This is a genomic window from Rudaeicoccus suwonensis, from assembly GCF_007829035.1.
In the GTDB taxonomy this organism is placed as follows: Bacteria; Actinomycetota; Actinomycetes; order Actinomycetales; family Dermatophilaceae; genus Rudaeicoccus; species Rudaeicoccus suwonensis.
In genome coordinates this window covers 68,391-89,297 of sequence record NZ_VIVQ01000004.1, presented here as the reverse complement: position 1 = coordinate 89,297, position 20,907 = coordinate 68,391, and the positions used below count along the sequence as shown (strand labels likewise).

Annotated in this window: 19 protein-coding genes; 15 read left to right on the top strand and 4 right to left on the bottom strand. The window is 67.9% G+C overall.

Annotated elements, in window-relative coordinates; genetic code table 11:
- Positions 1 to 112 precede the first annotated feature (112 nt).
- Positions 113 to 895 (top strand): electron transfer flavoprotein subunit beta/FixA family protein, encoded by a 783-nt coding sequence (locus BKA23_RS16140; RefSeq protein ID WP_145230382.1) that lies wholly within the window; start codon positions 113 to 115, stop codon positions 893 to 895.
- 33 nt (positions 896 to 928) lie between these two features.
- Positions 929 to 1,888, top strand: a complete 960-nt coding sequence (locus BKA23_RS16135; RefSeq protein WP_145230380.1) for an electron transfer flavoprotein subunit alpha/FixB family protein — start codon at positions 929 to 931, stop codon at positions 1,886 to 1,888.
- A 69-nt stretch (positions 1,889 to 1,957) separates the two neighbouring features.
- On the opposite strand, the gene BKA23_RS16130 is transcribed toward BKA23_RS16135, so the two are convergent.
- Entirely contained in the window at positions 1,958 to 2,998 is a 1,041-nt protein-coding gene (locus BKA23_RS16130; RefSeq protein WP_145230378.1) for a DUF4352 domain-containing protein, read from the bottom strand.
- Between the two features lie 93 nt (positions 2,999 to 3,091).
- On the opposite strand from BKA23_RS16130, the gene BKA23_RS16125 reads away from it, so the two are divergent.
- The 5 genes from BKA23_RS16125 to ligA all read left to right on the top strand — a co-directional run bounded on the left by BKA23_RS16125 (position 3,092) and on the right by ligA (position 9,535).
- Positions 3,092 to 4,294 carry a cysteine desulfurase family protein gene (locus tag BKA23_RS16125; RefSeq protein WP_145230375.1) on the top strand — a complete coding sequence of 401 codons (1,203 nt, stop codon included), beginning with the start codon at positions 3,092 to 3,094 and terminating at the stop codon, positions 4,292 to 4,294.
- Positions 4,294 to 5,388: a tRNA 2-thiouridine(34) synthase MnmA gene (mnmA, locus tag BKA23_RS16120; protein WP_145230374.1), complete on the top strand. Its 1,095-nt coding sequence runs from the start codon at positions 4,294 to 4,296 to the stop codon at positions 5,386 to 5,388. The genes BKA23_RS16125 and mnmA overlap by 1 nt, the downstream gene beginning before the upstream one ends.
- 43 nt (positions 5,389 to 5,431) lie before the next feature.
- A complete protein-coding gene (locus BKA23_RS16115) occupies positions 5,432 to 6,427 on the top strand; it encodes a uroporphyrinogen decarboxylase/cobalamine-independent methonine synthase family protein (protein WP_145230372.1) in 996 nt (331 codons plus the stop codon).
- A 65-nt stretch (positions 6,428 to 6,492) separates the two neighbouring features.
- Positions 6,493 to 7,062, top strand: coding sequence for a GrpB family protein (locus BKA23_RS16110; protein ID WP_145230370.1), 570 nt, complete (start codon positions 6,493 to 6,495; stop codon positions 7,060 to 7,062).
- 367 nt (positions 7,063 to 7,429) lie between these two features.
- On the top strand, positions 7,430 to 9,535 hold the full coding sequence (gene ligA / locus BKA23_RS16105; protein WP_246104705.1) for an NAD-dependent DNA ligase LigA: 2,106 nt from the start codon (positions 7,430 to 7,432) through the stop codon (positions 9,533 to 9,535).
- A 21-nt stretch (positions 9,536 to 9,556) separates the two neighbouring features.
- Here ligA and BKA23_RS16100 read toward each other — a convergent pair whose 3' ends face one another.
- Complete coding sequence (locus BKA23_RS16100; protein ID WP_145230366.1) at positions 9,557 to 10,210, bottom strand: cytidylate kinase-like family protein; 654 nt, start codon at positions 10,208 to 10,210, stop codon at positions 9,557 to 9,559.
- 91 nt (positions 10,211 to 10,301) lie between these two features.
- On the opposite strand from BKA23_RS16100, the gene BKA23_RS16095 reads away from it, so the two are divergent.
- From BKA23_RS16095 to ilvD, 7 genes are all read left to right on the top strand, one after another.
- Positions 10,302 to 10,544: a glutaredoxin domain-containing protein gene (locus BKA23_RS16095; protein ID WP_145230364.1), complete on the top strand. Its 243-nt coding sequence runs from the start codon at positions 10,302 to 10,304 to the stop codon at positions 10,542 to 10,544.
- Positions 10,545 to 10,624: 80 nt separating this feature from the next.
- The gene (gene gatC, locus BKA23_RS16090; RefSeq protein WP_145230362.1) at positions 10,625 to 10,921 is read left to right on the top strand and encodes an Asp-tRNA(Asn)/Glu-tRNA(Gln) amidotransferase subunit GatC; all 297 of its coding nucleotides are present in this window, start codon (positions 10,625 to 10,627) and stop codon (positions 10,919 to 10,921) included.
- Positions 10,922 to 10,935: 14 nt separating this feature from the next.
- Positions 10,936 to 12,453: an Asp-tRNA(Asn)/Glu-tRNA(Gln) amidotransferase subunit GatA gene (gene gatA / locus BKA23_RS16085; protein ID WP_145230547.1), complete on the top strand. Its 1,518-nt coding sequence runs from the start codon at positions 10,936 to 10,938 to the stop codon at positions 12,451 to 12,453.
- Positions 12,453 to 13,952 (top strand): Asp-tRNA(Asn)/Glu-tRNA(Gln) amidotransferase subunit GatB, encoded by a 1,500-nt coding sequence (gatB, locus tag BKA23_RS16080; protein ID WP_145230360.1) that lies wholly within the window; start codon positions 12,453 to 12,455, stop codon positions 13,950 to 13,952. Before gatA ends, gatB begins: the two co-directional genes overlap by 1 nt.
- Before the next feature lie 113 nt (positions 13,953 to 14,065).
- On the top strand, positions 14,066 to 14,995 hold the full coding sequence (locus BKA23_RS16075) for a 2-hydroxyacid dehydrogenase (protein WP_342783626.1): 930 nt from the start codon (positions 14,066 to 14,068) through the stop codon (positions 14,993 to 14,995).
- Positions 14,996 to 15,168: 173 nt separating this feature from the next.
- Positions 15,169 to 15,696, top strand: coding sequence for a SixA phosphatase family protein (locus BKA23_RS16070; protein WP_145230356.1), 528 nt, complete (start codon positions 15,169 to 15,171; stop codon positions 15,694 to 15,696).
- Between the two features lie 45 nt (positions 15,697 to 15,741).
- Positions 15,742 to 17,586: a dihydroxy-acid dehydratase gene (gene ilvD / locus BKA23_RS16065; RefSeq protein WP_145230354.1), complete on the top strand. Its 1,845-nt coding sequence runs from the start codon at positions 15,742 to 15,744 to the stop codon at positions 17,584 to 17,586.
- Positions 17,587 to 17,669: 83 nt separating this feature from the next.
- Here the strand turns inward: ilvD and BKA23_RS16060 are convergent, their stop codons facing one another.
- Positions 17,670 to 18,851, bottom strand: a complete 1,182-nt coding sequence (locus tag BKA23_RS16060) for a thiolase family protein (RefSeq protein WP_145230352.1) — start codon at positions 18,849 to 18,851, stop codon at positions 17,670 to 17,672.
- A gap of 36 nt (positions 18,852 to 18,887) precedes the next feature.
- Positions 18,888 to 19,724, bottom strand: a complete 837-nt coding sequence (locus tag BKA23_RS16055) for a DUF1295 domain-containing protein (protein ID WP_145230350.1) — start codon at positions 19,722 to 19,724, stop codon at positions 18,888 to 18,890.
- Positions 19,725 to 19,862: 138 nt separating this feature from the next.
- Between BKA23_RS16055 and BKA23_RS16050 the strand changes: the two genes are divergently transcribed.
- Positions 19,863 to 20,906, top strand: coding sequence for an NAD(P)H-dependent amine dehydrogenase family protein (locus BKA23_RS16050; protein WP_145230348.1), 1,044 nt, complete (start codon positions 19,863 to 19,865; stop codon positions 20,904 to 20,906).
- The last annotated feature ends 1 nt before the right edge of the window (position 20,907 follow it).

Here is a 20,907-nt window from a genome sequence, read left to right as displayed (position 1 = left end):
CACCCGATCCAGCGTTTGTTACTCACCGGTAGCATGGCTGGGGCCCGCGTCATACGCGATCGGGAAGCTTCACCTGACAACAGTTCGCACCATCGAAAAGGACGATCGACACATGAACATCGTGGTCTGTGTCAAGTACGTGCCGGACGCTCAGGGCGACCGCACGTTCACTGAAGACAACACCACCGACCGGGCCATCGACGGCCTGCTGTCGGAGCTGGACGAGTACGCAGTCGAGGAAGCTCTGAAGCTGACCGAGGGCGGCGACGGTGAGGTCACCGTGCTGACCATCGGACCGGCCGACGCGGCCGAAGCGATCAAGAAGGCGCTGCAGATGGGTGCTCACAAGGGCGTGCACGTGCTGGATGACGCGCTGCACGGCTCTGATGCCCCTGCGACCTCCCTGGTGCTGGCCGAGGCGATCAAGAAGATCACCGACGGCAAGCCCGAGCTGGTGCTGACGGGCCTCGCCTCGACCGACGGCACGATGGGCGTCGTGCCGGCAATGGTGGCGGAGCGTCTGGGCTTGCCGCAGGCGACCCAGCTGTCGACGCTGGAGATCAGCGGCGACCAAGTCAAGGGGCGTCGCGACAACGATGCGGCATCCGAGACGATCGAGACGAGTTTGCCGGCGCTGGTGTCGGTGACCGACCAGATCAACGAGCCGCGCTATCCCTCGTTCAAGGGAATCATGGCCGCCAAGAAGAAGCCGGTCGAGACCTGGTCGCTGGCCGACCTGGGTGTCGACGCCGGCCAGGTCGGTCTGGCGAACGCATGGACCGCTGTCGAGACCTTCACCGCCCGCCCCCCGCGTGAACAGGGCGAGATCGTCACGGACGAAGGTGACGGCGGCACCAAGCTGGCCGAGTTCCTGTCCAAGGCAAAGCTCATCTGAGCCCGACGTCGTTCGATACCAAGGAGATTCAACATGGCTGAGGTTCTGGTCCTCGTCGACCACGTCGATGGTCAGGTCAAGAAGAACACCGCCGAACTGCTCACCCTCGCACGTCGCATCGGCGAACCGTCCGCGGTCTTCATCGGTGGCAACGCCGAGGCGGCCCGTCCGAGGCTGGCGCAGTTCGGCGCCGAAAAGGTCTACGTCGTCGACAACGCCGATGTGACCGGTGCGCTCGCGGCCCCGCTCGCTGAGGCGCTGGCTGCGATCGTGGAGCAGTCGTCCCCGGCAGCGGTCCTGCTGCCGACCAGCGGCGTCAACAAGGAGGCCGCTGCACGCCTGTCGGTCAAGATCGAGGGCGGCCTGATCACCGACGCGACGGACGTGCAGGCCGGTGACGGTGGCGCAGTGCAGACCACGCAGTCGGCGTTCGCGAGCAACTACACCGTCACGGCGAAGGTCACCAAGGGCACCGCGATCGTGACCGTGAAGCCCAACACCACTCCGCCGCAGGCCTCGCAGGCCGGCGCGACGGTCGTGCCGGTCGAGGTCACCGTGTCCGATCTGGCCAAGGCGGCGCGCATCACCGACACCCAGCCGAAGGCGAAGTCCGGGCGGCCGGAGCTGACCGAGGCGCAGATCGTGGTGTCCGGCGGTCGCGGCACCGGTGGTGACTTCTCACCGGTCGAGGCATTCGCCGACACCCTCGGCGCTGCCGTGGGCGCCTCGCGTGCCGCGGTCGACGCCGGCTGGTATCCGCATTCCAACCAGGTGGGTCAGACCGGCAAGCAGGTGTCGCCGCAGCTGTATGTCGCGTGCGGTATCTCCGGCGCCATCCAGCACCGGGCCGGCATGCAGACCTCGAAGACGATCGTCGCCATCAACAAGGACGAGGAGGCGCCGATCTTCGAACTCGTCGACTTCGGCGTCGTCGGCGACTTGTTCACCGTGCTGCCGCAGGCCAACGACGCGGTCAAGGCCGCGAAGGGCTGACGCGCTCTCGACAACGCGTGGTTCTGAAGTCGACGCCGGGCGGCAATATCCGCCCGGCGTCGACTGTTGTCACGAGAGCGGGGCGAGCGTCTTACCGCCGGACCACACGATGGTCGCCTTGGTCGCCGACGACGGCGTGTAGAGCAACTTCAAGCCGCTGACTTTCGCGGTCTTCGGCACCCAGAACACGATCGTGTAGCTGCCCGTGCGGCCCTTCTTGATCAGCGCGCTCGTGAGGTTTTCACCCTGACTGCCGAGCTGCGAATAGCGGCATACGTTGCCGTTGCCGTCGACCAGAGCGAATTGCGAACGCTCGACGAAGCCGTCGGCGCCGGACGCAGTGACCTTCAGCGAGATGGCCAGCGCATCGACGTTGTTCGGCTGGGTCGTGCCGGGAGTGAACTTGCGGCGGGTGGGCGTGCCCGCGTTGATCGACAGCGAGACCGTCGAGTCGCCGACGGTCGCACTCGACCCGAACGACCTGTCGGTAGCGCCCCTGGTGCTCACCCTGGCGGTTCCGCCGTCGCAGCCGGTGGGAGTGGCAACCGACGGGGACGCTGCGGTGGCCGTCCACTCCGCAGCTGCGGTCTTGGAGCCGGCTGCCGGCAGGTACAGCACCTTGTAACGGCTCAGATCGGCGCCGCGCGGGACGAGGAAAGCCACCGAGCCTGAGCCCGGCTTGCTCTCGTCGATGGTCAGCGCGCTGAAACCCTGCGGCAACGTGTTCACGCTCGGCTGCGAGCACGAGTGCCCCGATCCGTCGACCAACTCGACCTGTGTCTGGTCGACAGCGAAGGTGCCATTGGTGATGACGGCTGCCCGCACGGGCACCTGAACGATCTCGAAACCGGCCTTGCCGGCAGCCGTTGCCGTGACGGCGGGCTTGCCGATGCTGACCCCGAGCGGACCACCGGTGCCGATGGCGGCCTGCGCGCCATACGCAATCGGGGTCGAGCTGTATGCCGCAGCGGGCGTCGAGGAGCAGGTCGCGGGAGGTGTGACGGACGGCGATGCGGATGACGCCGCTGAGCGGGATCCGCTGGAGCTGCAGCCGGCGAGGACCAGGGTCGCTGCTGCCGCGGCGACGGTGACGGGCCGGTAGTGCTTCATGAATCTCCTTCTCGCGATGTGCCAGGTGGCACCCGCAAGTCTGACAAATCCGGCGAATGGGGCGCCAGTTGGATCGGCGCGTAGGCTTGACCGGTGCCAGAACACCACTACCTCGACCACGCGGCCACCACGCCTGCGTTGCCCGAGGTGATCGCCGCGGTGGCGCAGCAGTCCGCTGTCGCCGGCAACGCATCGTCGCTCCACACCGCCGGTCGGGCTGCCCGTCGAGTGGTCGAGGAATCCCGCGAGATCATCGCCGGAGCCCTTGGCTGCGGACCCTCTGAGGTGATCTTCACCTCCGGCGGCACCGAGTCGGACAACCTCGCGATCAAGGGCACCTATTGGCAGCGCCGCGCGCAGGATCCGCGCCGCACACGGTTGATCGTCAGCGCTGTCGAGCACCACGCGGTGCTCGACCCGGTCGAATATCTCGTCGCCACGCAGGGTGCGACCGTCGACTGGATCGAGGTCGATTCATTCGGTCGGGCCGACCCGTCGCAAGTCCGTGAACTCATCGAGCGTGATCCCGAATCGGTGGCGCTGGTGTCGATGATGTGGGCGAACAACGAGGTCGGCACAGTGCAACCGGTCGCCGACGTGGCCGCGGTGGCGCACGAATTCGAGATCCCGTTCCACACCGATGCCGTGCAGGCGGTCGGCCAGTTGCCGGTCGACTTCGCTGCCAGCGGCGCCGACCTCTTGTCGCTGAGCGGCCACAAGTTCGGTGGTCCGCTCGGAGTCGGGGTGCTGCTCGCCCGGCGCGATGTGAAGCTGGTGCCGCTGACTCACGGCGGCGGTCAGGAACGACAGTTGCGCAGCGGCACCCTCGACGTGCCGGGCATCCGCGGACTGGCCGTTGCATGCGAGCACGCCGCTGCGAACCTTCTCGCCACCCAGCAGCAGCTGATGTCATTGCGCGACAAGGTGATTCGCGGTGCGCTGGCCATCGGCCACGGTATCGAAGTCAGTGGCCCGCACGAGCCCGGTGACGTCATACAGCGCCTGCCGGGCAATGTGCACTTGCGAGTTCCGGGGTGCGACGGTGACTCGCTGCTCTATCTGCTGGATGCTGCGGGCATCGAATGCTCGACCGGCTCCGCGTGCCAGGCCGGGGTGCCGCAGCCGAGCCATGTGCTGCTTGCGATGGGGATCCCGCAGTCGCAGGCGCGTGGCGCGTTGCGGTTGACCCTGGGTCACACCTCCACCGAGGCCGACGTGGCTGCGTTCCTCGACGCGCTTCCCGCGGCGGTCGAGCGGGCGCAACGGGCGCGTGTCGCAACCGGAGCCGGTCGCTGATGCGGGTCGTCGCCGCGATGAGCGGGGGAGTGGACTCGGCTGTCGCCGCAGCCCGCATGGTCGACGCCGGTCATGAGGTGGTGGGCGTGCACCTGGCGCTGTCGCAGTCGGCTGCCACCTTGCGCGAATCCGCCCGTGGTTGTTGCACGATCGAGGACGCGGGTGATGCGCGACGGGTGGCCGACAAGGTCGGCATACCGTTCTATGTCTGGGACATGGCGCAGCGCTTCCAGGAGGACGTCGTCGCCGATTTCGTCGCCGAATACACCGCCGGTCGCACGCCGAACCCGTGTCTGCGCTGCAATGAGCGCATCAAGTTCGCCGCCTTGCTGGACAAGGCGCTCGCACTCGGCTTCGACGCTGTTGCCACGGGTCATTACGCCCAGATCGTCGAGCGCGACGGCCGCCGCGAGTTGCACCGCGCGGTCGACATGGCCAAGGACCAGTCGTACGTGCTCGGGGTGCTGGATGCCGATCAGCTCGCCCGGTCCTTCTTCCCGCTCGGGGACACCACGAAGCCGCAGATCCGGCAGGAGGCGGCCGAGCGCGGCTTCTCGGTCGCCAAGAAGCCCGACAGCCATGACATCTGCTTCATCGCCGACGGTGACACCAAGGGGTGGCTCACACGCCGGCTCGGCGAGCAGCCCGGTGACATCGTCGACACCGACGGCGAGGTCGTCGGTCGGCACGAGGGCGCCTTCGCCTACACCGTCGGGCAGCGGCGTGGGCTGGGGCTGAAGGTGCCGCGCGCTGATGGTGCCCGACGCTTCGTGGTCGATGTGCAGCCGTCGACCAACACCGTCGTCGTGGGCACCGAGGATCTGCTCGGGGTCGACATCGTCCGTGGCGATCACACCCGGTGGTGCGGTCCGCCGCCCGCGGGTGAGGTGCGTGTCGGTGCCCAGCTGCGCGCGCACGGCGAAGAGATCCCTGCCGTCGCCACCGCCACCGGTGACAGCGTCGAAGTGCGCCTCCGGCAGCGCACGCGCGGCGTCTCGCCCGGGCAGTCCGTCGTTCTGTATGACGGGACGCGCGTCATCGGTTCGGCGACGATCACCGGCACCGATCGATCGTCGGCAAGGGTCGCTTCGTGACGTCTGGGAGCTTCTGTCCGCCAACGGATTCGGGCTGTTGTTCATGAGTGGTGTTCAGGCATCCGGAGTCGGCTCGCTGCCTGGCACCGGAGCCCGCGATGCGGTGCGTCAGGTGCGTGACTTGTTCGTCGGCGAGGGCATCCCGTATCTGCCCGAGCTGCCCGCCCGAGGGCCGGGCGCCGACCTGATCGGGCGCGCGGCATCCCACCTCACCGAGTTACCGGTGGATCTGCAGCCTTCGGGGTGGCGGCTCGCCGACGGGTCCGGGCGGGATGCTGCTCGCGGGCGCGCCTACCTGCGGGAGGATCTCGACGAGCTCGCCGAGGCGTATGACGGGTACGACGGCCCGCTGAAGCTGCAGGTGTGCGGTCCGTGGACGCTCGCAGGGTCGATGTGGCTGCCGCGTGGTGAGCGAGTCGTGACCGACGCTGGGGCGACTCGTGATCTGGTGCAATCGCTCGCGGACGGCGCTGCATCGCACGTTGCGGCAGTGCGTGCGCTCGTGCCTGGTGCGCAGATCGTGCTGCAACTGGACGAGCCCGGTCTGCCGGCGGTGTTGGCGGGCCGCTTGCCGACCGCTTCGGGGTTCGGGCGGACGCGCGCGGTCGAGGTTTCGGTGGTGCGCGACGCATTGACGTATGTCGTGAATGCCGTTGCTGGGATTACGGATTCGCTGGTGCTGCATTGTTGTGCGCCCGATGTGCCACTGCCACTGGTGCGTGATGTCCCAGAGCTGGAGCCCGCCGTCGACGTGTCTTTGCTGCGGGCCGGCCAGTGGGACGGAATTGCTGAACTGGTCGAGAGTGGTCGGCGGATCTGGGCCGGCGTCATACCGACCGATTCGGCCGCTCGGCATCCGCGAGAGGCGCTCGGTCCTTTCGTGGAGATGTGGCGCCGGGTCGGTCTCGGCAACGAGCTGCTAGGCCAGGTGGTCGTGACACCGGCGTGTGGTTTGGCCGGTCGCAGCCCCGCGCAGGCGCTCGCGATCCAACGACTGACGCTGCAGGGCGCCCAGTTCCTCAACGACGAATCGGCATAAGTGGCAGTCCAATTCGTCTTGTCCCAATCCTTGATCTGCGGTGGTACCGACCGCAGACTGGCTTCATGCAGTGGGCCGCCTACCGACGCACAGAGGTACAGATTCGAAACTGGGACCCCGTCACGCGCGAAGTCTTCGGTTTCGTGCGCGACCAGATCATCGGGGTGCATCCACGAGCCGGTGTCGAACACATCGGGAGCACGTCGGTGCCCGGACTCGCCGGCAAGAACACCGTCGATGTGATGGTCCTGCCGCAGTCTGTCGGTGAGATATCTCCGGCGACATCCGCGCTCGAGGGCCTCGGTCTCTGTCATGCGCGCGGATCTCGGGCGGAGCGTCCGTTTCTTCTTGGCGCGGTGACGGATGACGACGGGAACGCCCACTTCGTTCATATTCACGTCGTCGTCGCCGGTTCGGACGAAGCGACAACGCAACGCGGGTTCGCCGCGGCCCTGCGAACGGATCCGACGCTCCGATTCGATTACGCGGCAGTGAAGAAGCGGGTTATCGACGCGGGAGTCGTCGATCCGCTGCGCTACTCGATGGACAAGGGTGACTGGGTGGTGGATGCCTTGAGGCGTCTCGGTCTGCCGCCGCTGCCCGACGATGGCCCACCTCCGCCGAACTGTCGCTGAGTCGTGTGGGGTGTGCATTCACCGCGGATCCTGAGGGTGAAGGTCTGTCACTTCGTGGTCTCAGGTCCGAACGAAAGTCGCCGATGCGGTCAATTTGTGTGCCACTTCCGTCACACTGGTCTGTCTGGTCACGTGCGTCACCCGTAAGTCGCCGATGCGGCGAGTTGGTCACGTGCGTCACCCGTAAGTCGCCGATGCGGCGGCTTGTTCGTGGGGTCGTCGCGGAAGTCGCCGATGCGGCGAGTCGGTCCTGGGGTCGTGGACATCGACGCGGCACTCGCCGCGGCGGTTCGACACCGCACTCACCGAGGTGGCTCGCAGTGGCAGGTGACAGTGACCTGTCGGTGGTGTGCGAGAAGATGGCGGCGTGACTGAGACCGACATCCCGGCCGACGCCCGACACGAGTGGACCGACCTGGCCGAACAGGTGCGCGCTCATCAGTTCGCGTATCACGTCAAGGATGCTCCGACGGTCAGCGACGGGGAGTATGACGTGCTGGTCCGCCGGCTGAACGACCTCGAGGATGCCCATCCGGGCCTGCGCACGCCGGACAGTCCGACCCAGCAGGTGGGCGGTATGTCGTTCAACACCGATTTCGCCGCGGTGCGCCATGTCGAGCGCATGCTCAGCCTCGACAACGTCTTCACCGCCGAAGAACTCGCTGCGTGGATCGCTCGTGTAGAGCGCGATGCCGGGGGTGCCGAGCTGCACTTTCTGTGCGAGCTCAAGATCGACGGCCTGGCGATCAACCTGCTCTACGAGAACGGCCGTCTGGTGCGCGGAGTGACTCGCGGCGACGGCACGACGGGGGAGGACGTCACCTCCAATGTCCGCACCATCGAAGGCATTCCGGAGCAGCTGCACGGTGACGACCTGCCCGAGCTGGTCGAGATCCGCGGCGAGGTCTTCATGGGAATGGCCGACTTCGAGCAGCTGAACGCCGACCTGGTCGAGGCCGGCAAGGCGCCCTTCGCCAACCCCCGCAACACCGCCGCCGGGTCACTGCGGCAGAAGGACCCGCGGGTCACGGCCGGCAGAGCGCTGCGCATGCTCGTGCACGGCATCGGTGCGCGTCGCGGGTTCGAGATCGAGCGGCAGTCGCAGGCCTACGAGCTGTTGAGCGCCTGGGGCCTGCCCGTCACGACACACGCGCGGGTGGTCGGCACGGCCGCCGAAGTGCAGGCCTATGTCGAGTGGGCGGGTGCCAACCGGCACGCCGTCGAACACGAGCTCGACGGGGTCGTGGTCAAGGTCGACGAGATCGCGGTGCAGCGAGCGATGGGTGCCACCTCGCGCGCGCCGAGGTGGGCGATCGCCTACAAGTACCCGCCGGAGGAGGTCAACACCAAGCTGCTCGACATCGCGGTCAACGTCGGCCGCACCGGCCGCGTCACGCCGTACGGCGTCATGGAGCCGGTTGTCGTCGCAGGTTCAACGGTCGCCAATGCCACGTTGCACAATGCCTTCGAGGTCAAGCGCAAAGGTGTGCTGATCGGCGACACGGTGGTGCTGCGCAAGGCCGGTGACGTCATACCCGAGATCGTCGGCCCCGTCGTCGACCTGCGCGACGGCAGCGAGCGCGAGTTCGTGATGCCGACGCACTGCCCGGCCTGCGGCGCACAGTTGGCATACGAAAAGGACGGCGACAAAGACATCCGCTGCCCGAATGCGCGAACCTGCCCGTCGCAATTGCGCGAGCGGTTGTTCAGTCTGGCCGGCCGCGGTGCGTTCGACATCGAGGCACTGGGCTGGGAAGGCGCCATCGGGCTGCTCGAATCCGGCGTGCTGAGCGACGAGTCCACGCTGTTCCGGCTGACCCGCAGCGAGCTGTCGCGGGTGCCGGTCTACACCCGCGCCGCCAAGAAGACCGACCCCGAAGACGAGGTGTATGACGCAAAAATCCTCTCCGCCAACGGTGTTCGACTGCTTGACAACCTCGAGGCCGCCAAGCAGCAGCCGCTGTGGCGCGTCATCGTCGCGTTGTCGATCCGCCATGTCGGCCCGACGGCGGCACGTGCGCTGGCCGCGGAGTTCGGATCCATGGACGCGATCCGTGCCGCCACCCGTGAGCAGTTGGCAGCGACCGACGGCGTGGGCGACATCATCGCGCAGGCCGTGATCGAGTGGTTCGAGGTCGACTGGCACGAGCAGATCGTGCAGCGCTGGGCACAGGACGGCGTGCGGATGGCCGACGAGCGCGACGAGTCGATCGAGCAGACTCTCGAGGGGCTCACCGTCGTGGTGACCGGCTCGCTCGAGGCGTTCTCCCGGGACGAGGCCAAGGAAGCGATCCTGTCGCGGGGCGGAAAGGCGGCTGGTTCGGTCTCGAAGAAGACGTCATACGTGGTGCTGGGCGCCAATGCCGGCTCCAAGGCGGACAAGGCCGAGCAACTCGGCGTGCCCACCCTGGACGAGGCCGGCTTCGTGCAGTTGTTGCAGGACGGTCCGGCGCCCGCGCCGCAGGAGGACTGACGGCGCGGGCGGCGTGCGGCGTCAGCTGTCGGCGGTGACGGTGTCGGCAGTGCGCTTGCCGCGCGCGGCCACGATCGCGCGGTATGCCGCGACGATCATGTCGGCGCATTCGTTGAGTTCGAGTGCGGGAGTGTTGACCTGCAGGTCGTACAAGCGCGGGTCGTCGATGTCGCGGCCGTAGAGGTGGTGGGTGTACTTCGCGCGGGCCCGGTCGACCGCGGGCATCTGTCGGCGAGCGGTCTCTTCGTCGACGCCCATATAGCGCACTGCGCAGGCGACGCGTTCGTCCGGATCGCCATACAGCCGGATCTTGAAGATCTCCTTGTTGTCGTGCAGGGCCGAGGCACCGGCGCGGCCGAGGATCACGGCGCCGTCGGTGAGGGCTTCGTTCATGATCTTCTCGGCCTCGCGGCGGAACTCCGTCGGATCGCTGATCGCGAAATCCTGATTTCCGACGACGGTGTCCGCCATCGGCGCGAGGGCCGCGAAGAATCGGTCGGCGAAGGTCCGTTTCCGCTCGCCCTCCTCGGCCTCGTTCACCGAAACGTCGAGATCGGCCGCGATCTTGGCGCTGATCGCGCGGTCGAGCAGTTGAAAGCCCAACTGCTCCGCCACCAACGGTGCGACCTGCTCCCCGCCGGCGCCGTACGCCGAGGAGATGGTGATGCCTGGCATGCTTCCTCCTTAAGTTAGAAAAGCTATCTAAATGCATTTCTACCACTTCCGGCCGCGGAATGCCGCACCGGGCGAACGTGTTGACCTGCCCATGAGTGCGAGTGACGTGACGATCTTCTGGCGGCCGGGCTGCCCGTATTGTTCCAGTCTCAAAGGCATCGTGGGCAAACGCGGCGACAAGGCGCAGTGGCGCAACATCTGGGAGGACCCGGACGCTGCGGCATACGTGCGCAGTGTCAACAACGGCAACGAGGTCGTGCCGACGGTCGTCATCGACGGCACCCCGCACACCAACCCGAACCCGATGCTGGTGCGCGCAGCACTCGGCGACTGAGATGCAAGCCGGCGCCGTCCGCACGGGGACAAGCCCCATCGGGGTCAGCGCCCCGGCCGGCTGCCCATAGACTTTCGAGCATGTCTGCGCTGTCCCGCGACGAGGTCGCCCACGTCGCCATGCTCGCCCGAATCCAGTTGTCCGACGCCGAGTTGGACAAGCTCGCCGCCCAGTTGGACCAGATCGTCGGCTTCGTGGCCACAGTCGGTGAAATCGCCGCCGACGACATCCCGCCGATGTCGCACCCGCTGCCGCTGGTCAACGTGACCCGCGCCGACGAGGTGCGCCCGAGCCTGACCGCGGACGCGGCGCTCGCAGCGGCACCGCATGCCCAAGCCGGCCGCTTCGCGGTGCCGCGCATCCTGGACGAAGAGTGAGTGAAGACGCACCGATGACCGACTACACCCGATCCACCGCTGCCGAGATCGCTGCCGCGATCGCCTCCGGCGAGACCACCTCGGTCGCCGTGACTCAGGCGCACCTCGACCGAATCGCCAGTGTTGACAGTGCTGTTCACGCCTTCCTCGAAGTTGACGCAGAGGGTGCCCTGGCTGCTGCCAGGGCGGTCGACGATGCCTTTGCCGCGGGCCAGTCGCTCGGACCTCTCGCCGGCGTGCCGATCGCCGTCAAGGATGTCGTGGTCACCAAGGGCCTCACGACCACGGCCGGCAGCAAGATCCTGCAGGGCTGGGTCCCGCCGTATGACGCCACCCTGGTCACCCGCCTGCGCGCCGCCGGCATGCCGATCCTGGGCAAGACCAACATGGACGAATTCGCCATGGGCAGTTCGACCGAGCACTCGGCATACGGACCGACCCACAACCCGTGGGATCTGGAGCGCATCCCGGGTGGATCCGGCGGAGGCTCGTCCGCCGCGGTCGCCGCCTTCGAGGCGCCGCTAGCGATCGGCACCGACACCGGTGGCTCGATCCGCCAACCCGCCGCAGTGACGGGCACCGTCGGCACCAAGCCCACGTATGGCGGTGTCTCGCGTTATGGCCTCATCGCGCTGGCCAGCTCGCTGGACCAGGCCGGCCCGTGCACCCGATCGGTGCTCGATGCCGCCCTGCTGCACGCGGTCATCGGCGGACACGACGTGATGGATTCCACGTCCATCGACGCGCCGGTCCCGCCGGTGGTCGAGGCGGCCACGCGCGCCGACGTCTCCGGCATGAAGATCGGTGTCATCAAAGAGATCTCCGGCGAGGGATTCCAGCCCGGCATCAAGAAGCTGTTCGACCAGTCCGTGCAGCTGCTGGTCGACCGTGGTGCAGAGGTCGTCGAGGTCAGCTGCCCGAGTTTCGAGAAGGGTCTGGCGGCGTACTACCTGATCCTGCCCAGCGAGGCGTCCTCGAACCTCGCCAAGTTCGACGCCATGCGTTACGGCCTGCGGGTCGGGCCGGAGGGTGTCGACAGCCCGAGCGCCGAGCAGGTCATGGCCGCGACGCGCGACGCCGGTTTCGGCGACGAGGTCAAGCGCCGCATCATCCTGGGCACCTACGCCCTGTCGGCGGGTTACTACGACGCCTATTACGGGCAGGCGCAGAAGGTCCGCACCCTGATCGCGCGCGACTTCGAGCGCGCCTTCGAGCAGGCCGACGTGCTGGTCACGCCGACCGCACCGACCACTGCGTTCAAGCTGGGCGAGAAGCTCGACGATCCGATGGCGATGTACCTCAACGATGTCGCGACGATCCCGGCGAACCTGGCCGGGGTGCCGGGCATGTCGCTGCCCAACGGTCTCGCGGACGAGGACGGTCTGCCCAGCGGCTTCCAGATCCTGGCCCCTGCGGCCAAGGACGAGCGGCTCTACGAAGTCGGCGCCGCACTCGAAGCCGCCCTGCTCGCGCAGTGGGGCGGACCGATCCTCGACAAAGCGCCGGCACTCGCCGGGAAGGCAGGAATGTGATGGCCGACGCAGTGGTCGACTACGACGAGGCGCTTGCGACATACGACCCGGTGATGGGACTCGAGGTGCACGTCGAGCTCGGCACCGCGACCAAGATGTTCTGCGGGTGCGCGACCGGATTCGGGGCCGAGCCCAACACCCAGGTGTGTCCGGTCTGTCTGGGGCTGCCCGGCGCGCTGCCGGTGGTCAATGCGACGGCCGTGGAGTCGGCGATCCGCATCGGGCTGGCGCTGAACTGCCAGATCGCGCAGTGGTGCCGGTTCGCCCGGAAGAACTATTTCTATCCGGACATGCCCAAGAACTTCCAGACCAGTCAGTATGACGAGCCGATCGCGTTCGAGGGCTATCTCGACGTCGAACTGGCCGACGGGTCCACCTTCCGCGTCGACATCGAGCGCGCGCACATGGAGGAGGACACCGGCAAGTCGCTGCACGTCGGTGGATCCACCGGCCGGATCCAGGGCGCGGAATACTCCCTGGTCGACTACAACCGTGCTGGCATCCCGCTCATCGAGATCGTGACCAAGCCGCTCGTCGGTGCAGGGGAGCGCGCACCTGAGGTGGCCCGCGCGTATGTCGCCGCGCTGCGCGATCTGCTCAAGGCCCTCGACGTCAGCGACGTGAAGATGGAGCAGGGCTCGATGCGCTGCGACGCCAACGTCTCGTTGATGCGCAAGGATGCCGACGCCTTCGGCACCCGCACCGAGACCAAGAACGTCAACTCGCTGCGCTCGGTCGAGCGCGCGATCCGTTACGAGATCAGCCGCCAGGCGGCGCTGCTCAACGACGGGCACAACATCACCCAGGAGACCCGGCACTGGCACGAGGACACCGGCATCACCACCTCGGGCCGGCCCAAGTCCGACGCCGACGACTATCGGTATTTCCCGGAGCCCGATCTGGTGCCGGTCGCGCCCGCGCGCGAGCGTGTCGAGGAGCTGCGCACCACCCTGCCCGAGCCTCCCGCCCAGCGGCGCAAGCGACTCCAATCCGACTGGGGTTACAGCGATCTGGAGATGCGCGATGTCATCAACGCCGGCGCGCTCGAGTTGATCGAACAGACCGTGGCCGAAGGCGCGACCCCGGCCGCTGCCCGCAAGTGGTGGACCGGTGAGCTCGCGCGTCGCGCGAATGTCGAAGGGCGCAGCGTCGACGACTTCGGCGTGACACCGGCATACATCGCCGAACTCGACGGCATGGTGCGAGGCGGCCGTCTCAACGACTCGATGGCCCGCCAGGTGCTCGAGGGAGTGATCGACGGCGAGGGCTCGCCGACGGCCGTGGCCGACGCCCGCGGGCTCGAACTCGTGCAGGACACCGGCGCGCTCGAGGCCGCCGTCGACGCGGTGATCGCGGCCAACGGCCCCATCGCCGACAAAGTGCGCGAGGGCAAGCTCAACGCTGCGGGCGCCCTCATCGGACAGGTGATGAAGGAGATGAAGGGCCAGGCCGACGCGGCCAAGGCGCGCGAACTCATCCTGGCCAAACTCACGTCCTGACGGGTACCGGCTTCGGCCCCACTCGCTCTCAGCGACCCTGCTTCTGCCGCGCACGATGACGACATCGTGCGCGGCAGAAGTCGTCTCAGTCGCGGTTGCTACGGTCGATGACCATGGCGATCGTCTCCGTCCCGCAGCAGAACTGGGCCCACGAACTTGCCGACATCGACGGATGCGAATTCGTCGTCTGGGATTTCAAGAGCGATCCGCCACGTCGCGACATCGACGTGGTCGTGCCGCCATACCTGAGCAAGCCGACGATCCTTGCCCGGCTGGCCGATGTGCCGGGGCTGCGCGCGGTGCAACTGGTCACCGCCGGCTACGAACACGCCCTGCACTATCTGCCGCCGGGTGTGCAGTTGGCCAACGGCCACGGGATTCACGACACGTCGACCGCCGAACTCGCGGTCACCCTCGCGCTCGCGTCGCAGCGGGGGATCCCGCAGGCGGTGCACGCCCAGGACGACGGCGACTGGTTACGTATGGCGGGTCGCCCCTCGCTGGCCGACCGTCGCTGCCTGATCATCGGGTACGGCGCGATCGGTCACGCGATCGCGCGACGACTGCTGGCCTTCGAAGCGCACGTCACGGCGGTCGCCTCACGAGCACGCGCGGGCGACGAACTGGTCGAATCGGTGCACGGAATCGACGAATTGGCCACTCTGCTGCCGGACGCGGAGGTGGTCTTCCTCATCGTGCCGCTGACCGACGCAACGCGCGGTCTGGTGAATGCGGAGTTCCTCGCAGCGCTGCCGGACGACGCATTGGTGGTCAACGTCGCCCGCGGCGGCGTGGTCGACACCGAGGCACTGATCGCGGCCTGCGCGAGTGGCCGGGTGCGGGCGGCACTGGACGTCACCGACCCCGAGCCGTTGCCTGCGGACCACCCGTTGTGGCACACGCCCGGTGTGCTCGTCACCCCGCACGTGGGTGGCGCGAGCACGGCATTCGAGCCGCGGGCCCTCGCGCTGTTGCGTCGCGAGTTGACGGCCTTCGCGGCCGGTGAGGAGTTGCGCCACGTCGTCGCGGTCGGTGGCGAGTGACCCGCGCGATCGTCGCGTGACCGCTTTTCCCACGTTGACCTGGCAGAAGGTGTCCTTCTGAGGCCGTCATAACGACATCTGCCGCCAGGTCAACGCTCGCGAAGCGGCCGCAACGCGACGGCCGGACGACGCCCGACCGACCGATCGTCACAGCAGGCTGACATGCTTCGCACATGAGCTCCGCACCCCGCCGACTCGTCGTCATACGGCATGCAAAGGCCGCCGCACCCGACGGCTCCGACCACGAGCGACCGCTCGTCGACAGCGGCATCGCCGACGCCACCGCGCTGGGCCACTGGCTGCGCGAGCGGACCATCGTCGCCGACGTCGTGCTGTGCTCCACCGCCGTCCGCACCCGTGAGACCTGGGCAGCGATCGTCGCCGCCAGCGGCGAGGGCGCGCTGGTCGCGCACGACCAGCGGATCTACAACGCGTCCGTCGACACACTGTTGTCGGTGGTGCGCGAGGAGGCCGGTCACGCCCGCACGGTCGTGCTCGTCGGCCACTCACCCGGCATACCCGGCCTGGCCGCAGTGCTCAGCGAGGGCCAGCCGTATGACGATGCTACGCGCGCCGTCGAGTCGGGCTTCCCCACGTGCACGGCCGCAGTCATCGAGGTCGACGTGCCGTGGTCCAAGCTGTCCGCGGGCACCGGCCGGGTCGTCGCCGTGCACACCGCTCGCGCCGACGATTCCGCCTGATGGGATAGCAGTCCCATAGTTCGGACACTCTCGTAGACTGGTGCGATGCCAGCTCTGAGGTCCCGCACCACCACCGTCGGCCGCGCAGCATCGGGCGCCCGCTCGCTCTGGCGAGCCACCGGAATGACCGACAGCGATTTCGGCAAACCCATTGTGGCCATTGCGAATTCGTACACACAGTTCGTTCCGGGCCACGTGCACCTCAAGAACATGGGCGAGATCGTCGCCGAGCAGGTGAAGGCCGCCGGCGGGGTGGCTCGCGAGTTCCACACGATCGCCGTCGACGACGGCATCGCCATGGGTCACGGCGGCATGCTCTACTCGCTGCCCAGTCGCGAGATCATCGCCGACTCGGTCGAATACATGGTCAACGCCCACACCGCCGACGCGCTGGTGTGCATCTCCAACTGCGACAAGATCACCCCGGGCATGCTCAACGCCGCGATGCGGCTGAACATCCCGACGGTCTTCGTGTCGGGCGGCCCGATGGAGGCCGGCAAGACAGTGTCGGTCGACGGCGTCGTCCACCCGTCCTCGGATCTGATCACCTCGATCTCGGCGTCGGCCAATGACAACGTCGGTGACGAGGCGCTGGACGAGGTCGAGCGCAGTGCCTGCCCCACCTGCGGCAGCTGCTCGGGGATGTTCACCGCGAATTCGATGAACTGCCTGACCGAGGCCCTCGGTCTGGCGCTGCCCGGCAACGGCTCGACCCTGGCGACCCACGCCGCGCGCCGCGCGCTGTTCGAGCGCGCGGGGCGCACCGTCGTCGAGCTGGCCAAGCGCTACTACGGCGAGGACGACGACTCGGTGCTGCCGCGCAACATCGCCACGACCGCGGCCTTCCGCAACGCCATGGCGCTCGATGTCGCCATGGGCGGGTCCACCAACACCGTGCTGCACATTCTGGCCGCCGCCCAGGAGGGTGAGGTCAAGGACTTCGACCTGACCACCATCGACGCGATCAGCCGACGCGTGCCGTGCCTGTCCAAGGTCGCGCCGAACTCGTTCTTCCACATGGAGGACGTGCACCGCGCCGGAGGCATCCCCGCCATACTCGGCGAACTCCGTCGCGCCGGGCTGCTCGAGGACGGTGTCCACACCGTGCACTCGCCGTCGATGGAGCAGTGGCTCGACGACTGGGACGTCCGCTCAGGGTCGGCCACCGAAGAAGCGATCGAGTTGTTCCACGCAGCTCCCGGCGGCGTGCGCACGGTCGAACCCTTCTCGACGCAGAACCGCTGGTCCGATCTCGACACCGACCAGGCGGACGGGTGCATCCGCGACCTCGAGCACGCCTACACCGTCGAGGGCGGCCTCGCGGTCCTGCGCGGCAACCTCGCCACCGACGGCGCGATCATCAAGACCGCGGGCGTCGAGGAGGAGTTGTGGCACTTCCAAGGCCCGGCTCGGGTCGTGGAGTCGCAGGAGGAGGCCGTGTCGGTGATCCTCGGCAAGAAGGTGCAGCCGGGCGAGGTCCTCGTCGTGCGTTACGAAGGACCTGCGGGTGGCCCGGGCATGCAGGAGATGCTGCACCCGACGGCCTTCCTCAAGGGCGCCGGCCTGGGCAAGGTGTGCGCTCTGGTGACCGACGGTCGGTTCTCCGGTGGGTCCAGCGGGCTGTGCGTCGGTCACGTGTCGCCGGAGGCGGCCGCGGGCGGCGCCATCGGGCTGGTGCAGGACGGCGACCAGATCCTCATCGACGTGGTCTCGCGGACGCTGAAGGTGCTGGTCGACGACGACGAACTCGACCGTCGGCGCACCGCGATGGAAGCCTCGCCCCGCCCGTGGCAGCCGGCCGATCGCGAGCGTCAGGTCAGCAAGGCACTGCGTGCGTATGCCGCGCTCGCCACCTCCGCCGACGTGGGAGCCGTGCGCCGGGTGCCGTGACCGCGTCGCGCGTCCGTGGGCGCGCGATCGTCACGAACGCCCAGCCATCACGAACCGCCCACCCATCACGAACGCTCGGGCGATCACAACCGTTCGACCACCATCGCCATCGAGACGCCGAGCGCTGCCGGGATGACCAGCAGCGCGTAGCGTCCGCCGGTGCGGCCGAGCAACTCCAACGCGTTGGCCAGGATGATGCCGCCGCTGGCGCCCAGCGGGTGCCCCAGTGCGACGGCGCCGCCGCGGATGTTGACCTTCTCGGAGTCGATGCCGAGTTCGCGGATGAGCACCAGCGGTGTCACGCAGAACGACTCGTTGAACTCCGCGACGTCCACCTGTTCCAGGGCGATGCCCGCCACAGCCAGCGCCCGACGTGCGGCCTCGACGGTGCCGTCCAGTCCCGGTGACCGGACCGCGCTGCGCGCCCACCCGGCGATGCGCCCGATCGGGGCATGCCCGACTGCTGCCTCGGCGGATTCGCCCCCGATCAGGGCGGCGGAGGCTCCGTCGCACAGCTGTGGTGCGGTCGCGACTGTGTGCAGCCCGACGGCTGGTCGGGTGAACCCCGGGAACCGTCGCTCGACGCGATCCCACAACGGGTCGTCGGTGAACAACGGAGCCAAAGCTGCCAGCGATTCGAGGGTGGTGTCGGCCCGGGCGCCCTCGTCGGCGGCCAGCACCACATCTGCGTCGACGGTGACCGGGATGACCGACTCCCACACCGGGCTCGCCGCGGATCGCTGGTGCGAGCGCAGTGCCCATTGATCGAGCTCGTCCCGGGTGAGCCCGTATCGGGCCGCGGTGAGGTCGGCCGACACGCCGATCGTCACGAAGCCGGATCGCTCACCGAGATCGTCCTCGATCGCGAACGCCGGCCGGTCGGCGAACATCGGGACTCGCGACATGGATTCAGCGCCGCCGGCGACCACCAGCTGCGTCATACCTGCCCGGATGTGAGCCGCGCCCGTGGCGATCGCGTCGAGACCGGAGGTGCACATCCGCGACACGGTGCCGCCGGGCACACTGTCCGGCCAGCCGGCGCACATCACCGCCAGCCGGGGGAGGTCGCCGGCCTGTTCGCCATACACGGTGCTCACGCCGGCAAGCACGTCGTCGACCTCGCCCGGCTGCAGCCCACGGCGCACGAACTCTCGCAGCAGACCCGCGAACAGCTCGTATGACGGGACTTCCGCCAGCGTGCCGCCGGTTCGCCGGACGCGCCCACGGGGCGTCCGGATGGCGTCGTAGACCAGAGCTTCGGGCATTGCGGTCGTGCCTTTCTGTGCGAGGGGCCGGCGTGCTCAGCGCTGCGACGGCGAGGTGAGGTCGTCGACCCGCCGGGGTGGGCGTGGGAAGAACCCGCTGGTGCGGGCGGCATATGCCTCGAAGGCGGCGCCACGGCTGCGGCGCATGCCCTTCTCGGTGAGCTTCTTGCCCCCGAGCGAGACCAGGCAGTACGCCATCAGGACGGGTGAGAAGACCGTGAGCAGACCCCACCAGCTGCCGAGTGCGAACAGCCAGAACGCGCACCACACGCAGGCGTCGCCGAAGTAGTTGGGGTGTCGCGTCCAGGCCCACAGGCCGCGGTCCATGATCCGGCCCTTGTTCGCCGGATCGGCCTTGAAACCGGACAGCTGCCAGTCGCCGACGGACTCGAAGAGGAACCCGATCAGCCAGACCACAAAGCCGATCCCCTCGATCGCACCCAGGCCCCGCGATTCGTACATCGCCAGTTGCACCGGCACCGAGATGCACCACATGAGCACACCCTGCTTGCCGTAGATGTTGCGGATCAGCCAGAAATATCTGTTGCCGGTCTGGTGGCGCAAGAAGGCGGTGTAGCGCTTGTCCTCGCCCTTGCCCAGATTGCGGCGGGCCAGATAACCGCCGAGGCGCAGCGCCCACACGCAGGTGGTGATCAACACCAGCAGCCGGCGCGCCTGCGAGCCGCCGGTGCCGATCGACATCAGGTAGGAGCAGACCGCGACGACGGCGAAGCCAGGACCCCAGAAGATGTCGATGAACGAGTGGTCGGATCGCTTCACCGAGATCGACATGACCAGCCCCAGCACGACGGCGAGAACGCCGGCGGTCATCACGAGGTTGAGCCCGAAGCGAGCCAGATCGACGCTGCCCATGGATTTCCTTCCCCAGCTGTTGTCGTGGACCGGGACCGCAGTTACTCTGCTAACTGTAGTTCCAAGGAACGTTTCTACCCGCCGCCAGGGCAGCTTGGCAAGGGTCGGCACCCTTCTCCCGAGACGAGGAATCCTCAGATGACCTACAAGGCGATCCAGTGGGCGACCGGCGCGATGGGTCGGGCGGTGCTGCGGACGATGATCGACCATCCGGACGTCGAGGTCGTCGGCGTCTACACCTACAGCCCGCAGAAGGTGGGCCAGGACATCGGTCTGCTGGCCGGTCGCGCGGAGACGGGTGTGCTCGCCACCGACGACCTGTCGCAGATCCTTGCCCTGGATGCCGATGTGGTCGTGCACGCCGGCATGCTCAAGCCGTACACCGACCACACCGACGACTTCGTGCCCCTGCTGGAGTCTCACAAGAACGTCATCTGTCTCAACGGCTACAGCAATCCGGCGTACTGGGACCAGGAACACTCCCGCCGGATCGCCCAGGCCTGCCTCGACGGCGACGCGTCCTTCATGGGTGCGGGCATGAACCCGGGCGTGGTGGTCGAGCAACTGGCTGCCACCGCCAGCGGCCTGTGCAGCCGGGTCGACACAATCCGGATCACCGAGTGCTTCGACGCTGCGGAGATCCGCAATCCGCACTACCTGTTCGAGATGCTGGGTTTCGGCGGTTCGGTCGACAACGATCCGAACGACCCGGCCTGGGGGCCGACTGCTGCGCTGAACCCGATGTACGAGGAGACCGTCTCGGTGCTGGCCGCTCGGCTCGGCATGCGACTGGACGCGGTCACGACCGCGCACGAATTCCTGCCCGCGACCACCGATCTGACGCTTCCCGCCGGCCTGGTCGCGCAGGGCACGGTCAGCCACACACGGTGGCGGTGGATCGGGCACGTCGGCGGCGCGCCGATGATCGTGCTCACCATCAACTGGTTCGTCGAAGAGGCGCACCTCGGTGGCGACCAAGGGATGTGGACGGTCCAGATCGACGGTCAGCCGTGCGTGACATTGCGCACCGAGGTGACCAAGAACCCGGACGACCACTCACGCATGGGCGCCGAGCAGTACAGCGTGGGTGGTGTCGTGGTCAACGCGCTGCCGTATGTCGTCGACGCTCCCGCCGGCATCGTGATGCGACCGCTGAGCACGCCGTACCGGCACGTGTGGTGAC

Excerpts from the sequence above, each read along its gene's own strand:
- BKA23_RS16140 (WP_145230382.1), top strand. The coding sequence starts at position 113 with ATGAACATCGTGGTCTGTGTCAAGTACGTGCCGGACGCTCAGGGCGAC.
- BKA23_RS16135 (WP_145230380.1), top strand. The coding sequence starts at position 929 with ATGGCTGAGGTTCTGGTCCTCGTCGACCACGTCGATGGTCAGGTCAAG.
- BKA23_RS16130 (WP_145230378.1), bottom strand. The coding sequence starts at position 2,998 with ATGAAGCACTACCGGCCCGTCACCGTCGCCGCGGCAGCAGCGACCCTG.
- mnmA (WP_145230374.1), top strand. The coding sequence starts at position 4,294 with ATGCGGGTCGTCGCCGCGATGAGCGGGGGAGTGGACTCGGCTGTCGCC.
- BKA23_RS16115 (WP_145230372.1), top strand. The coding sequence starts at position 5,432 with ATGAGTGGTGTTCAGGCATCCGGAGTCGGCTCGCTGCCTGGCACCGGA.
- BKA23_RS16110 (WP_145230370.1), top strand. The coding sequence starts at position 6,493 with ATGCAGTGGGCCGCCTACCGACGCACAGAGGTACAGATTCGAAACTGG.
- BKA23_RS16100 (WP_145230366.1), bottom strand. The coding sequence starts at position 10,210 with ATGCCAGGCATCACCATCTCCTCGGCGTACGGCGCCGGCGGGGAGCAG.
- BKA23_RS16095 (WP_145230364.1), top strand. The coding sequence starts at position 10,302 with ATGAGTGCGAGTGACGTGACGATCTTCTGGCGGCCGGGCTGCCCGTAT.
- gatC (WP_145230362.1), top strand. The coding sequence starts at position 10,625 with ATGTCTGCGCTGTCCCGCGACGAGGTCGCCCACGTCGCCATGCTCGCC.
- gatA (WP_145230547.1), top strand. The coding sequence starts at position 10,936 with ATGACCGACTACACCCGATCCACCGCTGCCGAGATCGCTGCCGCGATC.
- gatB (WP_145230360.1), top strand. The coding sequence starts at position 12,453 with ATGGCCGACGCAGTGGTCGACTACGACGAGGCGCTTGCGACATACGAC.
- BKA23_RS16075 (WP_342783626.1), top strand. The coding sequence starts at position 14,066 with ATGGCGATCGTCTCCGTCCCGCAGCAGAACTGGGCCCACGAACTTGCC.
- BKA23_RS16070 (WP_145230356.1), top strand. The coding sequence starts at position 15,169 with ATGAGCTCCGCACCCCGCCGACTCGTCGTCATACGGCATGCAAAGGCC.
- ilvD (WP_145230354.1), top strand. The coding sequence starts at position 15,742 with ATGCCAGCTCTGAGGTCCCGCACCACCACCGTCGGCCGCGCAGCATCG.
- BKA23_RS16060 (WP_145230352.1), bottom strand. The coding sequence starts at position 18,851 with ATGCCCGAAGCTCTGGTCTACGACGCCATCCGGACGCCCCGTGGGCGC.
- BKA23_RS16055 (WP_145230350.1), bottom strand. The coding sequence starts at position 19,724 with ATGGGCAGCGTCGATCTGGCTCGCTTCGGGCTCAACCTCGTGATGACC.
- BKA23_RS16050 (WP_145230348.1), top strand. The coding sequence starts at position 19,863 with ATGACCTACAAGGCGATCCAGTGGGCGACCGGCGCGATGGGTCGGGCG.